Origin of the sequence: Exiguobacterium sp. s124 (genome assembly GCF_018617485.1) — a bacterium.
In the GTDB taxonomy this organism is placed as follows: domain Bacteria; phylum Bacillota; class Bacilli; order Exiguobacteriales; family Exiguobacteriaceae; genus Exiguobacterium; species Exiguobacterium aestuarii.
This window is the reverse complement of sequence record NZ_JACSKH010000001.1, coordinates 779020-793574: the sequence shown is the minus strand read 5'-3', so window position 1 is coordinate 793574 and position 14555 is coordinate 779020. Positions and strand designations below refer to the sequence as shown.

The following is a 14555-nucleotide window of genomic DNA, read 5'->3' as shown; positions in this document are numbered from 1 at the left end:
CCCTTTTAGCCAATCTATTTGTATCATTCCCTATCACAGCGTTTTTATCCTGCTCCTTCATTTCTTTTTCATGACGATTCATAAGAAAACGTTATGTCCGGATTCGACTAGGGTATAACACTATCAATGCCAATCACATGAAGGAGTGGAACAACATGGAACCAAAATTAGAGCATGACCCGAAAGTTGAACAAACAGAGAATCCAAATCGTCAATTCGACCAAATGGATGCAGGGGGTCCAAAAATCAGCGCTGTGACCGGAATGTTACTCGGTGCGCTCGTCGGTGGTCTCCTCGCCTTACTTAGCTCCTCGAATCGGGAGCAGACGAAACAATCTCTTACAAATGCAAAATCTTCGGTCGGCGGCATCGTCAATGAAGTCAAACAAGATCCAGCCGGAAAAGCATCTCAAGTGATTGAACAGGTGAAGACCGCTTCCGGCAAGATTCAGGAAGTCTCTACAGACGTTCAAAACGTATATGAAAAAGTTGTCGGAGAAGTCGATACGGTCAAAGAGGACGTCAATAAAATCGTCGAGACGGCCCAAGAAGCAAAATCTGATTTACAAGACATCGGTGAAAAAGTCGTCGATGCGAAAGATACCGCACTTGGACAAGAAACGAATTCCACTGATTCGACTTCGAATGACAATAAACAGACGCCACCAACGACGTAACCTAAAAAAACCGACCTTTCCGTGGAAAGGTCGGTTTTTTGATTACGCGAAACGCTTCGCGCCTTCTTCAAGAACTGCTGCTTTATCTGTTTGCTCCCATGGGAGTTCGATATCTGTACGACCGAAGTGACCGTAAGCTGCTGTTTGCTTGTAGATTGGACGGCGAAGGTCAAGCATCTTGATGATGCCTGCTGGACGGAGGTCAAAGTTCTCACGAACGAGTTCAACGAGCTCTGTTTCGCTCAATTTACCAGTGCCGAACGTATCGACAGCGATTGATACTGGATGTGCTACCCCAATCGCGTAAGCGAGTTGAACTTCTGCTTTATCCGCAAGTCCTGCTGCAACGATGTTTTTCGCTACATAACGAGCTGCGTACGCCGCTGAACGGTCAACTTTTGTAGGATCTTTACCAGAGAACGCGCCACCGCCGTGACGAGCGTAACCACCGTACGTATCGACGATGATTTTACGTCCTGTAAGACCTGCATCCCCTTGTGGTCCACCGATTACGAAGCGACCAGTCGGGTTGATGAAGTATTTCGTTTCAGCATCGATGAGTTCAGCCGGGATGACTGCTTCGATGACATGTTTTTTCAAGTCTTCTTGAATTTGCTCAAGTGTGATTTCTTCAGCGTGTTGTGTCGAGATGACGATTGTATCGATACGAACAGGGTTGTTGTCCTCATCGTACTCGACCGTCACTTGCGTCTTACCATCCGGACGGAGGTATTCAAGCGTACCGTTCTTACGAACTTCAGCAAGGCGACGTGACAACTTGTGCGCCAATGAGATTGGGAGCGGCATGAGCTCAGGTGTCTCGTTTGTCGCATATCCGAACATGAGACCTTGGTCACCTGCACCGATCGCATCAAGTTCCTCTTCAGTCATCTGACCTTCACGTGCTTCAAGAGCCTGGTCAACACCTTGCGCGATGTCTACTGACTGCTCGTCAATCGACGTCAAGACCGCACATGTTTCTGCGTCGAAACCATATTTCGCACGTGTGTATCCGATTTCACGGATTGTTTCACGGACAACTTTCGGGATATCCACGTAAGTTGACGTTGTGATTTCACCAGCTACGAGTACAAGACCTGTTGTGACAGACGTTTCTGCCGCAACACGGGCATTCGGGTCTTCCGCTAAAATGGCATCCAAAATCGAGTCAGAAATCTGATCACAAATTTTATCTGGATGTCCTTCAGTAACCGACTCTGAAGTAAAAAGTCGACGGTTCAATTTTGACATTCAAAAAACCTCCTATAATAAGGGTGATATGTGGACGGTACTCGTTCCCCTTACGCGTTGCTTTGGGACGGTAATGAAAAAAACCTCCCCCGATGACATACATGGGGAAAGGTTGAATCGTTCTTCCTTACCCTCTTATCGTTCGAAGCTAATGGCTTCGCTTCAGGATAGCACCTTTTCCGCACAAGACTTCATGTCGGACGGTTGCTGGGCTTCGTAGGGCCTTGTTCCCTCCACCGCTCAGAATAAGAGTATCCGTTACGAAAACCATCATATAAATGACGCTCGATTATGTCAAGGGAATCAGACGAATTCGTAAAACTTTTCACTGACTTGCAAAACATTTCTGTTTGTGAATCGTCAAACATTTATTTTAATTCGTTTCTGTTTTTTAACACCTTGTGATAAGAGAATGTGATAAACTGTCTTTGTAAGAAAGCGCTTACTTAGAGAGAAGAAACGCTTGTGTTTAATTAGTGTGTCACATATAATTAAAAATGTCATACTGATTAATCGTAATCGCGGAAGTATGCGGATTTCATCCACATCTATTTAGGGGAAAGGTGGGATTCAGGATGGCGACAACGCTCCTGAAAATCGAAGAATTAATTAATGGTGCCGACATGAAACGGAACTTGACGGTTCCAGAACTGGTGGAAGAAGCCATTCAAAACGGTGAAGGTGTACTGACAAAAGACGGGGCTTTATCTGTCAGCACCGGTGCTTTTACCGGACGGTCACCGAAAGACAAATTCGTCGTACAAGATGAAGTCAGCAACAACCTTGTTGATTGGGGAAAAGTGAACCAACCAATCGCAGAAGAGAAGTTTTCAGCACTTCTCGACAAAGTACTCGATCATTTAGAAAAGAAAGATAAGCTTTATTACCTCGAAGCGTCTGCAGGTGCCGATGAGCACTATACGCTACCGGTTCGTGCGATCACAGAATATGCATGGCACAGCCTGTTCGCGAAGCAATTATTCTTACGTGAATGGCCGACGAAAGGTGCGTTCGATCCGTTCACGGTCATCTATGCACCGAGTTATAAAGCAGACCCTGCAGTCGATGGTACGAACTCAGAGACGTTCATTCTCGTTTCATTCGCCAAGCGCACGATTCTGATCGGGGGAACAGAATACGGTGGCGAAATTAAAAAGTCAATTTTCTCCGTCATGAACTTCTTGTTGCCTGAGCAAAACGTATTATCGATGCACTGCTCGGCAAACGTCAATGATGCAAACGAAACGGCCCTCTTCTTTGGATTGTCGGGAACTGGAAAGACGACACTCTCGGCAGATCCGGAGCGCCATTTGATTGGAGACGACGAGCATGGATGGTCACCGGATGGGATCTTCAACATCGAGGGTGGTTGCTACGCGAAGACAATCAACCTGTCACGTGAGAACGAACCACAAATCTATGATGCGATCCGATTCGGTTCATTGATCGAAAACGTCGTATTAAACGAAGATCGTACGCCTGACTATAAGAACATTTCCTTGACGGAAAATACGCGTGCGGCGTATCCGATTGAGTTCATCGACAACGCCTTACTTCCATCACGTGCCGGTCATCCGAATACAATCGTCTTCTTGACGGCAGATGCGTACGGTGTCTTACCTCCAATCAGCAAATTAACGAAAGAACAGGCGATGTATCATTTCTTGTCTGGTTATACGTCTAAACTTGCTGGTACGGAGCGTGGGGTCACAGAACCTCAAGCGACATTCTCGACTTGCTTCGGTTCACCGTTCCTCCCGCTCGCTCCTGAGCGTTATGCGGATATGCTCGGTCAGTTAATTGAAGAACACGATGTGGATGTCTACCTTGTCAACACAGGTTGGACAGGTGGTGCATACGGCGAAGGTTCGCGTATGAAACTCGCCTATACACGTGCAATGGTCAATGCCGCGGTCAATGGTCAACTCCGCGACGTCGAGACGATGAAGCATGACATTTTTAATGTCGAGATTCCTGTAGCCATCGATGGCGTACCGAGTGACGTACTCAACCCACGAGATACGTGGAGCGACCCAGCCCGTTACGACGTAGAGGCAAAAGCACTCGCCATGAAATTTAAAGAGAACTTCAATCGATTCACGAAAGCGAGTGAGTCGATCATCGCAGCCGGACCACTCGTCATCTGACACAAAAAGCACTGACTCGATTTTTAACGAGTCAGTGCTTTTTCTTGTCGTAACATCCAATCCATCGCCTGTTCAGTCGTCTCCCATTTATCCCAAAACGGAAGCTGGTGACCGAACGGAAGCACCCAAAACTCCGCTTGCTCTCCTAGTTTTTCAGCGACGGCTGTCGCATGACGCAAGCGAACTTGTTCATCGTCCGTACCGTGGATGAGAAGCGTCGGGGCCACCCACTCCTTATAGAGTGGAGAACGGTCGACATACGCAGATTCTGCCGATTCCGGGTCGCCACCCGTCATGCGCCGTAACATCTTCCGCATCGAGCGTTGCTCCTCATATGTCCATTCGAGATTTGTCACGCCAGCCCAGGAAGTAACCGTTGTGACCGGTCGTTCGGAAGCGAGCGAGAGGGCCATCATACCCCCTCTCGAAAAGCCGAGCACATGGATCGGTCGTCCGCTCATGTGGACACGGTCGAATAGCGAAAGCACGTCCTCTAAGTCTTCTCCACCGAAATCCTCTTTTCCAGTCCCACCATGGTTGCCACGATAGACCGGTGCCACGACATGAAAGCCGCGCGAAGCAAACTGCATGAGACGTGGCAAACGAACATCCCCTATCCGTGCTGTTCCGCCTCGTAAGTACATCAACACTTGGCCGTTTGAACGTTTCGGTTCAATCGAATACGCCACGACCTCTTCCCCATCTGTCGTCGTGTACCACCCCCGTGTCACGCGATAACCCGCATATGGTGGGAGGACATCGATTCGATCAAACCAATTTCTGATCATATAGAACCCTCATCGTTTCTGGTAGGACACGATCTTTCATCATGAAGCTATAGCGTGGATTGCGCAATAAATTGTCCGGCAAGGCATCGATCAAGACAGCCCCATCTGTCTCATCAATGGCAGGATGATCCTCGAATCGCTCAATCTCCGCAAAGTAAATGTTTTTGATGACCGTGTCACCACGACCTAGCACACGATACTGACCTAGATACCGTAACGTTTTGACGATTCCACCGGTCTCTTCATAGACTTCCCGAATGGCGGCATCATCCTCGTGTTCTCCCGGTTCGACTTTCCCACCTGGAAACTCGAGTCCCCGTTGTTTATGCTTCGTCAATACCCATTTGTCTTCAAAGCGGGCGACGACCCAGACGTGGAGCGGTGTGTCTGAGAACGGATAATGGGTGAAGCTTAACTCGACTTGATTATGATAGTAGTCCTTGAATGTCTTCATAGTCCATCCCTTTCTTTCCCATGTCTACTCTCACTTTACCTTGTCTTCACCCAGTTTCAAACAAAAAAATCGGTCCGACGCGCGGACCGATTCGTTTTCTTATTGATTCAAGCGTTTTTCAAGCTCTGCTTTTTGTTCTTCATAACCCGGTTTACCGAGTAACGCGAACATGTTCGCTTTGTAAGCTTCGACGCCTGGCTGGTTGAACGGGTTCACTCCGAGAATGTATCCGCTCATCGCACATGCTTTTTCGAAGAAGTAGAACAAGTAGCCGAGGTGATACGGTGTCATTTCCGGCAATTCGACGACCAAGTTCGGTACATCGCCGTCAGTATGCGCGAGAAGCGTTCCTTCTGTCGCCTTGTCGTTCACGAACTGAATCGTTTCGCCTGCGAGGAAGTTCAAACCGTCTAAATCTTGAGCGTCTTCTGGAACGTTCATCGAATGACGGACTTCTTTCACACGGATGACCGTCTCGAACAAGTCACGACGACCTTCTTGGATATATTGTCCCATCGAGTGGAGGTCTGTCGAGAAGTCGACAGCCGCGGGGAAAATCCCTTTGTTGTCTTTCCCTTCTGATTCACCGTAAAGCTGTTTCCACCACTCTGACACATAATGAAGAGCTGGCTCGTAGTTGACGAGCATCTCGATCGATTTGCCTTTTGCGTAAAGGGCGTTACGGACGACCGCATATTGATATGCTTCGTTCTCAGCCAACTCTGGTGAGCTGTAAGCATTTTGCGCGTCGCGTGCACCTTCCATCAAAGCATCGATATCGATCCCTGCAGCTGCAATCGGAAGAAGTCCGACTGGAGTGAGGACAGAGAAACGTCCACCGACATCATCTGGGATAACGAATGTCTCGTATCCTTCTGCGTCCGCGAGCGTCTTGAGTGCACCACGGGCACGGTCTGTCGTCGCGTAGATACGCTCACGTGCTCCATCTTGACCGTACTTGTCTTCCATGAACTGCTTGAGGACACGGAATGCAATCGCAGGTTCAGTCGTCGTTCCTGATTTCGAGATGACGTTGATTGAGACTTCTTTTCCTTCAAGCACTTGAAGCAACTCTCTCATATACGTTGAAGAGATATTGTGGCCCGCATAGAATACTTGTGGTGCCTTACGCTCTTCTTTTGACAATACGTTGAAGAACGAATGTTGAAGCATTTCGATCGCTGCACGGGCACCGAGGTATGATCCTCCGATTCCGACGACGACGAGAACGTCTGAATTCTCGCGAATTCGTTCCGCCGCAGCTTTGATTCGTGCGAACTCATCTTGATCGTATTCGGTCGGAAGGTCGACCCACCCAAGAAAATCACTTCCGGCTCCGCTCCGCTCATGAATCACCGAGTGGAGAGTTTTTACCGTTTCTTGCATTTGGTCGATTTCGTGCTTCCCTACGAATGAGAGCGCGTTTGAATAATCGAAACGTACAGTTGACATGTCATTTCCTCCTTTAAATCGCTCGTAAAAGAGCCATACATGACCCATCATAAACGGAAACGCTAGATTCGTTCAATCATTATTGCAAAATAGGCAAGAATTCGCCTTATTTACTCAATTCAAGAATGTGAGCGACATCTTCCCGTTCGAGTGTACGGAAACGGCCGAACGCGCCTCGTTTCATCGCTGAATCAAGAATCGCGTCGAACGTCGATTCATCAATATCGTAGTCGCGTAGTGAGTTTGGTGCGCCGAGTTGGTCGAAGAATGCACGAATCGCTTCGATTGTACGCTTCCCAGTCTCCAAGTCGTTTTCGCCTGGCTCCACATCGAATACTTCTGTACCGAGTCGAGCGAAACGTGCGGCATTGTCTTCGTCCAATACGTGCTCCATCCAACGTGGGAAGAGGATTGCGAGACCTCCTGCGTGCGGGATGTCATGGACAGCAGACACTGCGTGTTCAATGTTATGCGATGCCCAGTCACCAGCAGCACCCATCTGAAGGACACCATTCAATGCCATCGTACCCGAGAATAAGATGATGGCGCGAAGGTCTACGTTTTCCAAATCGTTCACGAGTTTCGGTGCCGATTCAACGACCGCTTTTAACACACCTTCTGTCATGCGCTCTTGTACCGGTGCATGGTTCGGGTGGAAGTATTGTTCGAAACAGTGGCTCATCATATCGACAATCCCGTAAATTGTCTGGTCTTTTGGAACCGAGACTGTATAACGTGGATCAAGGATTGAGAATGTTGGGAAGACGAGTGGGTGACCCCAACCGAACTTTTCTTGTGTCTCCCAGTTCGTGATGACAGACCCTGAGTTCATTTCTGAACCAGTTGCCGCGAGTGTGAGGACCGTCCCGAATGGTACTGCCTCTGTCGGGATGTGTTCACGGAGAACGATGTCCCAAGCATCCCCATCATACGGAATAGCCGCTGAAATCAGTTTCGTACAGTCGATGACTGACCCTCCACCGACCGCAAGCAACGCATCGACGTTTTCTTCGCGTGCAAATTTGACTGCACGACGTACCGTCTCGATGCGTGGGTTCGGTTCAACGCCTGAAAAATCAACGTATGAGATGCCAGCCTTGTCTAGCTCAGCCACGACTTCGTCGTACGTCCCATTCTTTTTGATGCTTCCGCCACCATAGACGAGCATCACTTTCTTCGCGTCGAGCGCATCGAGTTCCCCAGCTAATTTATCAACCTGATGTGTACCAAAAATCAGTTTTGTCGGGTTTTTGTATTCAAAGTTGTGCATGATTCATCCTCCTCATAGAAATATGTAACACCTACACTATATACCCTGTTTTCAAAGAATGAAAAGTATCGTGCTTACGCGTATATCCGATCGATGATGCGATGAAGAATGACCGCTTCCTCTGCTTGGCGGTACTTCGGTTTCTCTCGGCATGCTTCGAGAAACAGCTGAATTTTACGTTCGTATGGATTATGCTCCGTCAAATAAGCAGGCCGCTCGTCAAACAGCGCCCCATATTTTTCGGTATGAAGGGTGAGTGGAAACAGACTTGCCCCAGCGTTCGTCCCACGGCACTCGACCCGCATCGTGTCTTCCGCCTCTACATTGGCCATGTAGCTGACATCGAGCACCAAGGACGCTCCCGTCTCGAACGTGATCATCGCCCTTGCCGTATCTTCGACCGATAACGATTCATGGTCCCATTCGCCCATCAAACCAACACCCGGACGGTTCCCTAAATATTGTCCGACATGACCGACGACCGCTTCTGGTTCAGGATAATCCATCAAGTAGAGTGCAAGGTCTAACATATGAACACCGATATCGAGTAGCGCCCCTCCGCCCTGAAGCTCCTTGTTCGTGAACACACCCCATCCTGGAATGCCGCGACGACGTAGCGCAAGTGCCGTGGCCGCATAGATGTCCCCAAGTTCTCCCGCATCAATCATTCGCTTTAAGAGAACCGTATCGGCGCGGTGACGATAATGGAATCCATAGTGGAGCGTTTTTTCGGCTCGTTTCGCAGCTTCTAACATCTCGATTGCTTCGCTCTCTGAGATGCCTGGTGGTTTCTCACAGAGGACGTGACATCCTGCTTCAAGTGCTAGAATCACCTGTTCTTTATGTAAGGCGTTCGGTGTACAGATGCTGACGGCATCGAGCTGTTCCTTTGAAAGCATCTCCTCGACCGTCTCATAGACGTTCGGGATCCCAAACTCCCGTGCGACACGTTCCCCGTTCGACCGTGTCCGGTTCATGACCGCTACCACATCCATTCCTGCTTTTACATAATTCGGAATGTGCGCACTCGTCGCAATCCCGCCCGTCCCGATGATGCCAATCTTCATATGATCTCCTCCTGTTCGGTTTACAGTTTCGTCATACGGTCCGCCGATTCCTGTAAAATACAAAAAAGGTGACCCGTTTAGAACGGGTCACCTTCGAACACTTACTTCTTGAAGTTTGTGTTTTTGATCCAGTCTTCAAGTTTGTCTTTGAGGACTGTGAATCCTGGAGCTTCTTCTTGCTTGAAGTTTGAAGATGCTTCGTTGCGGCGTGGCGCACGACGAGCTGGCTTCGCAGACTTCTCGCGTTTTGGAGCTTCTTGAGTCGCTTTCATTGAAAGCTTGATCTTTTTAGAAGCTTCGTCCACTTCAAGGATTTTCACTTCAACTTCTTGACCAACTTGAACGTAATCGTTTACGTCTTTTACGTAGTCGTGTGAGATTTCTGAAATGTGTACAAGACCTTGAGTCTCGTCATCGAGTGCTACGAAAGCACCGAAAGGTTGAATTCCTGTTACTTTACCTGTTAATACTTGATCTTTTTCGTATTTTGCCATTACAAACAACTCCTATGCTAAATTCATCAACTTACTATAACATACTTTTTTCGATAAAGTGTACAAATTAGTAAAAAAGATTATTTTAGACGTGTTGTCATGTTTTAAAGTCGAAGTGCGGGGTAAATACAAATCAAGCAAGACTTCAAGTATTCCCCCCTGATTCCGCTAGGCGACTCGCCTAGCCCTTTTTTTGTTCAAAATGTCGTGAACGGCTTTTGATGGCGAATCGGATAGACCGTTTCCCCGGCCATCTCGTTCAACATCACCGCATTTCGGTATACGGCCATCCCTAGATTCGTCGCAGCGGGTCCATGGGAATGTTCCAAATTCGTATGCGTGAACAATTTTCCCTTCAACGACTCGCTCATGACCACCTCGTACGTATCATGAACAGCCCACTCGCCATCTGCTTCCCATACAATCGGGAGCTTCTCGACCCAAGTCGGAATCACTGGACGGTATCCCGTTGCCACGACAACAAGGTCATACTCCTTCTCAACCACTTCTCCTGTATATCGTTGTGTCCCCTTCAAGTGATGCTTCAACCAATCATAGGAAATGGATTCTACTTCGACTTGCGTTAGCATCTCTGCTCGCTTCGGTTCACCTTCTGCGGTTCGATGATAGAGCGCCTCATAAATCGCCGTCATCGTTTCCGGGTTGACACCGTGGCGGAAACGTTCAAATGTCTGAAGTAATTCCTGACGCGATGCGTACGACAGACCATGAAAATATTCGACATAGTCCACACTAAAAATCTCGTCCCCGAGCTTCCCTGCCTCAAGTGACTCGAAATGATCAGAACGCGTGATCCAATCAACGCGTTGTTCATCCGTCGCTTCACGGAATAGATCAAGGAATACCTCTGCCGCACTTTGCCCACTGCCGACAACCGCAACACGATATCGGTCTCGAAGCACGTCTCGATATGTCAAATAATCGCTCGTATGGATGACTTGTTCAAAACCGTCTGGTACGAACGGTGCGGCCCCTGTACCAAGAACGATGTGCGTCGCGCGTACGTGAGTCGTTTCACCATTCGATTCGATCGTCACGAGAAATCCATCTGGTTCGACTTTCACATCCGTTACTTCGTGATCGAAGTGGATGGTCGATAAGCGTTCGGTCACCCATCGCAAGTAGCGATTGTACTCTGTACGAGGAATCTTATCTTGTTCTTGCGTGATGAACGTCTGAATACGCCCCGTCTCATTCAAGTAATTCAGAAAACTCGATGGATTTGTCGGATCCGCGAGCGTGACGAGATCTTGCAAGTAATGTGTCTGCATCGTCATCCCTTCGATGAGCATTCCTTCATGCCACATCATTTCTTCTCGCTTTTCAAAGCAAATCCCACGTAACGTCGTCTTTTCGGCAAGGGCCATTAAACCAAGATTATAAGGCCCACATCCGATTGCAACAAAGTCAACTTGTTTCATCTTCTTCACCTCGCCCGTCTTTTCCCCTTCATTATATCGCTAAAACGCCAAAAGACTCTCACGAATGAGAGTCCTTGACCGCTGCGACTTCGAATTGTTGCATAAATCGATGAATACGACGAATCGCTTCTTGCAACTGCTCGAGCGATGTCGCATAGCTCGCCCGAACGAATCCTTCACCGCTTTCACCAAAGGCGTTCCCTGGAACGACGGCGACGCGCTCTTCAAGCAAGAGACGTTCCGCAAATTCCTCACTCGTCAATCCAGTATGGCGAATCGACGGGAACGCGTAGAAGGCACCACCCGGCACGTGTGTCGGAAGACCGGCCTCATTCAGCGCCTGGATGAAATAGTTCCGTCGTTGACGATAGCTCTTCACCATGTTCGGCACATGTTGATGACGCGAACGAAGTGCCTCGAGTCCACCGAATTGAACGAGCGTCGGTGCACACATCATCCCATATTGATGAACCTTCAACATTTCCCGCGTCACGACTTCAGGCGCACAGGTGAAACCGAGGCGCCATCCGGTCATCGCGAACGCTTTCGAGAATCCGTTGATGACGATTGTCCGGTCCCGCATATCGTGAAGTGTCGCAAAGCTTGTAAATGCTTCGTCATAGCAGAGTTCCGCATAAATCTCGTCACTGACGACCCAAAGGTCATATTTGGTCGCGAGCTCTGCGATTTGAGCGAGCTCATCGCCGTTCATCGTCGCCCCCGTCGGATTCGATGGGAAGCAGAGAAGAATTGCCTTTGTCCGTTCGGTGATGACACGTTCAACGTCATCCCGGTCGAGACGAAAACCATTTTCTGGGCGACAAGCGACAGGAACGACTTTCCCGCCTGCCATCTCGATGAGCGGACCGTATGATACGAAGGCCGGTTCGACGACGATGACCTCATCCCCTGGGTTCAAGAGGGAACGGAATGCGATATCGAGCGCTTGTGAAGCACCTGTCGTCACAATCAATTCCGTCGTCGGATCGTATTCGACTGAGAACCGTTCTTTCATATAAATCGCAATTTCTTCTCGCAATTCGATGAGTCCCGCATTGGCGCTGTATGCTGTATACCCTTGTTCAAGGGCGGCATAGCTTGCTTCTCGAACGTTCCATGGCGTGATGAAATCCGGTTCTCCCACCCCGAGAGAGACCACGTTTTCCATCGTCTGTGCCAAATCAAAGAAACGACGAATGCCTGATGGTTTCATCGAGACGACTTGATTCGATAATGACTTCATGGTGTGATGTTCAACCGTTTGTCTTCAGTTTGTGGGGTGAACAAAATCCCGTCGTGCTTGTACGTCTTCAACTTAAAGTGTGTCGTCGTCGATAAGACCGAGTCAAGCGGTGACAACTTGTCAGAGACGAACGAAGCCACGTCTTGGAGCGAGTTCGCCTGGATGACGACTTGGAGATCGTAAGCACCTGACATCAAATAAAGGGCCGTCACTTCCGGGAAGCGATAAATACGCTCGGCCACGTCGTCGAATCCACGCCCCCGTTTCGGCGCAACTTTGACGTCAATAAATGCCGTGACATCGTGCCGATTGATTTTTTGCCAATTGACCATCGCTCGGAATCCAAGTAAGATCCCGTCTTGTTTGAACTTCTCGAGCATCGACTCAATCGTCTCTTCATCGAGCGCCAACAAATCAGCCAACAGTTTCGTCTCTAGGTAGCCCTTCTCTTCCAACAGCTCTAATAGTTCTAGTTCTTTTGATGAATACATACTTAATCTCCTTCCGTCCGACCAGGTAACTCGCCTGTGAACGTTCTCTCTGTTTGTCTCACATATGGACGCCGCTCTTCTTGGACCATATGGAAATTCTTCATTCCCATGTCTGTCAGTCGATGCTTCTGACAAAAACGGTCAAAGTAACGACGTCTCGTCTCATCTTGTTTTGCCGATAGGTTGTCTGTCCCATTGAATGCATAGAGAACCGTCGCGCGAGCGGGATGGGACACGGTGAACTTCTCCATGACCCTCAAGAAAAAATCCCAGTCCCAATAATTGTAGACATCCTCATCAAAGAGACCGATTGTCTCGTGGATTGATTTTCGATACATCGTGCCGGACGGAATGAACGTCGAGTCTTTTCGCATCCGCACACGATCGAAGTCATATGCGAATGGTTCCCAGTCAGTCACGGTCCGTCGACCCTCTTTCCATTCAAAACGGAACAACTCAGCATCTGTATAGACGAAATCTGCTTCTTGAAGGTCACGCAAACCATCTTCGATATGCGTTGGCATCAATAAATCATCGTCATCTAGCAATAGGATGACGTCGCCTTTCGCTTCAAGAACGCCACGATTTCGCGCATGGACATGGTGGTTCTCACCGACCTCAACTACACGCACATCCAATTGATTCAAAAAAGGCGCCAAAATATGCTGTTTTGGCGGCCCTTCATTATTCATGACCAAGACTTCGAACTGCTGAAACGTTTGGACCGTTAAGCTTTCGAGCAGCTCCGTCAATTCCGTCTCACGTTTGTAAGCCGGGATGACGATCGTGACAATCGGGTTCATCCGCGATATGCCGTCTCGACCTGTGGAAGAATTGCTTCCCAGCTCACACCGTTCTCTTTGGAAACAGTCACGAAATCGCCGTATGCGAATACGCTCTCGACGCCTTCAATCTCGACAAGTTTCGCAAGTAGCGGCTGATCTGTCGCTTCTCCCGCTTTCACACTTTGGCTCTTTGCGCCGAATACGTTTTCTGGAAGTGTAACTTTCATCGCATTTGGGTTTGGTGTTGGATCAATTCGTAACATCATTATTCCTCCTTATAGTTGGCAAGATGACGACGCAAGTAGTCGCTGCGCCATCTTGAAGATCTCTTGTTCAGGTGGACACTCATCGAACGCCTCAAGAAACGTACGGTGAATCACCTCGGTCAATTGTTCCGCGGATTCGACATAGGTTAATGCCATCATCACCTCATCGAACTCTGGTCCGTATGAACCTGGTCCATAACCGAGCGGGTCCCATGATAATAATATGTTTTCTGTACGCACTTGTTAAACCCTTCTTTTCGTTGAAATCCATGTCCTACTCCATCAATCTACCTTACTTTTTGTTCGGATACCAGCCTTGACAAATCGATTCACGCATCACGATTTCGTGAAACACTATATCTAGTATTGATTGATTCATGCAGGTATTTCGTTAATCGACGTCAAATACAATACATTTGTGCTTAAATCGAGGTCCAAACAAACCTTTTCCGATGATGAAATCGAATTCATCTTGTTGTGAAAGAACGAGCAAATAGCGTCACTAAATATTTTTCATCTCAGATCTCTGTCTCAAATTGGGTCATGAAGCCCTTTTTGAACAAAAGCAAAAGAACGTCTCGCACATTCGAGAATGTCAAGGATTGAAAAACTAAATATAGGTGTTTTATGATTAAAAAGATAAAAATGTGTCAATATATAGTTAACAGCTATTTTGAGCGTTGATACATTATTGTGACAGGTTAGGAAGTTCTTATTATACTTTCATA

15 protein-coding genes and 1 riboswitch are annotated in these 14555 nt (G+C 48.2%); of the genes, 2 read left to right on the top strand and 13 right to left on the bottom strand.

Annotated elements, in window-relative coordinates; translation table 11 throughout:
- The first annotated feature begins 155 nt into the window (after positions 1-155).
- Positions 156-677, top strand: a complete 522-nt coding sequence (locus tag KNO85_RS04185; protein ID WP_214787205.1) for a hypothetical protein — start codon at positions 156-158, stop codon at positions 675-677.
- Positions 678-719: 42 nt separating this feature from the next.
- On the opposite strand, the gene metK is transcribed toward KNO85_RS04185, so the two are convergent.
- Positions 720-1928, bottom strand: a complete 1209-nt coding sequence (gene metK, locus KNO85_RS04180; protein WP_214787204.1) for a methionine adenosyltransferase — start codon at positions 1926-1928, stop codon at positions 720-722.
- A gap of 132 nt (positions 1929-2060) precedes the next feature.
- Positions 2061-2180, bottom strand: a riboswitch (SAM riboswitch).
- Between the two features lie 323 nt (positions 2181-2503).
- Here metK and pckA point away from each other — a divergent pair.
- On the top strand, positions 2504-4075 hold the full coding sequence (gene pckA / locus KNO85_RS04175; RefSeq protein WP_214787203.1) for a phosphoenolpyruvate carboxykinase (ATP): 1572 nt from the start codon (positions 2504-2506) through the stop codon (positions 4073-4075).
- A gap of 23 nt (positions 4076-4098) precedes the next feature.
- Here the strand turns inward: pckA and KNO85_RS04170 are convergent, their stop codons facing one another.
- From KNO85_RS04170 to KNO85_RS04115, 12 genes are all read right to left on the bottom strand, one after another.
- Entirely contained in the window at positions 4099-4863 is a 765-nt protein-coding gene (locus KNO85_RS04170; protein ID WP_214787201.1) for an alpha/beta hydrolase family protein, read from the bottom strand.
- Entirely contained in the window at positions 4844-5317 is a 474-nt protein-coding gene (ytkD, locus tag KNO85_RS04165) for an RNA deprotection pyrophosphohydrolase (RefSeq protein WP_214787199.1), read from the bottom strand. The genes KNO85_RS04170 and ytkD overlap by 20 nt, the downstream gene beginning before the upstream one ends.
- Before the next feature lie 99 nt (positions 5318-5416).
- The gene (locus tag KNO85_RS04160) at positions 5417-6769 is read right to left on the bottom strand and encodes a glucose-6-phosphate isomerase (protein ID WP_074033493.1); all 1353 of its coding nucleotides are present in this window, start codon (positions 6767-6769) and stop codon (positions 5417-5419) included.
- 106 nt (positions 6770-6875) lie between these two features.
- Entirely contained in the window at positions 6876-8039 is a 1164-nt protein-coding gene (locus KNO85_RS04155) for an iron-containing alcohol dehydrogenase (protein WP_214787197.1), read from the bottom strand.
- 74 nt (positions 8040-8113) lie between these two features.
- Entirely contained in the window at positions 8114-9106 is a 993-nt protein-coding gene (locus KNO85_RS04150; RefSeq protein WP_214787195.1) for a Gfo/Idh/MocA family protein, read from the bottom strand.
- Positions 9107-9207: 101 nt separating this feature from the next.
- Positions 9208-9600: a S1 domain-containing post-transcriptional regulator GSP13 gene (yugI, locus tag KNO85_RS04145; RefSeq protein ID WP_074033496.1), complete on the bottom strand. Its 393-nt coding sequence runs from the start codon at positions 9598-9600 to the stop codon at positions 9208-9210.
- A gap of 197 nt (positions 9601-9797) precedes the next feature.
- Positions 9798-11042 carry a lysine N(6)-hydroxylase/L-ornithine N(5)-oxygenase family protein gene (locus KNO85_RS04140; RefSeq protein WP_214787193.1) on the bottom strand — a complete coding sequence of 415 codons (1245 nt, stop codon included), beginning with the start codon at positions 11040-11042 and terminating at the stop codon, positions 9798-9800.
- A gap of 58 nt (positions 11043-11100) precedes the next feature.
- Positions 11101-12285, bottom strand: a complete 1185-nt coding sequence (locus tag KNO85_RS04135; protein WP_214787191.1) for an aminotransferase — start codon at positions 12283-12285, stop codon at positions 11101-11103.
- The gene (locus tag KNO85_RS04130; RefSeq protein ID WP_214787189.1) at positions 12282-12776 is read right to left on the bottom strand and encodes an Lrp/AsnC family transcriptional regulator; all 495 of its coding nucleotides are present in this window, start codon (positions 12774-12776) and stop codon (positions 12282-12284) included. The genes KNO85_RS04135 and KNO85_RS04130 overlap by 4 nt, the downstream gene beginning before the upstream one ends.
- A 2-nt stretch (positions 12777-12778) precedes the next feature.
- Positions 12779-13579, bottom strand: a complete 801-nt coding sequence (locus KNO85_RS04125) for a glycosyltransferase family 2 protein (protein ID WP_214787187.1) — start codon at positions 13577-13579, stop codon at positions 12779-12781.
- Complete coding sequence (locus KNO85_RS04120) at positions 13576-13824, bottom strand: NifU N-terminal domain-containing protein (RefSeq protein WP_026825527.1); 249 nt, start codon at positions 13822-13824, stop codon at positions 13576-13578. The genes KNO85_RS04125 and KNO85_RS04120 overlap by 4 nt, the downstream gene beginning before the upstream one ends.
- A 12-nt stretch (positions 13825-13836) precedes the next feature.
- On the bottom strand, positions 13837-14067 hold the full coding sequence (locus tag KNO85_RS04115) for a DUF1871 family protein (RefSeq protein ID WP_214787185.1): 231 nt from the start codon (positions 14065-14067) through the stop codon (positions 13837-13839).
- Positions 14068-14555 lie beyond the last annotated feature (488 nt).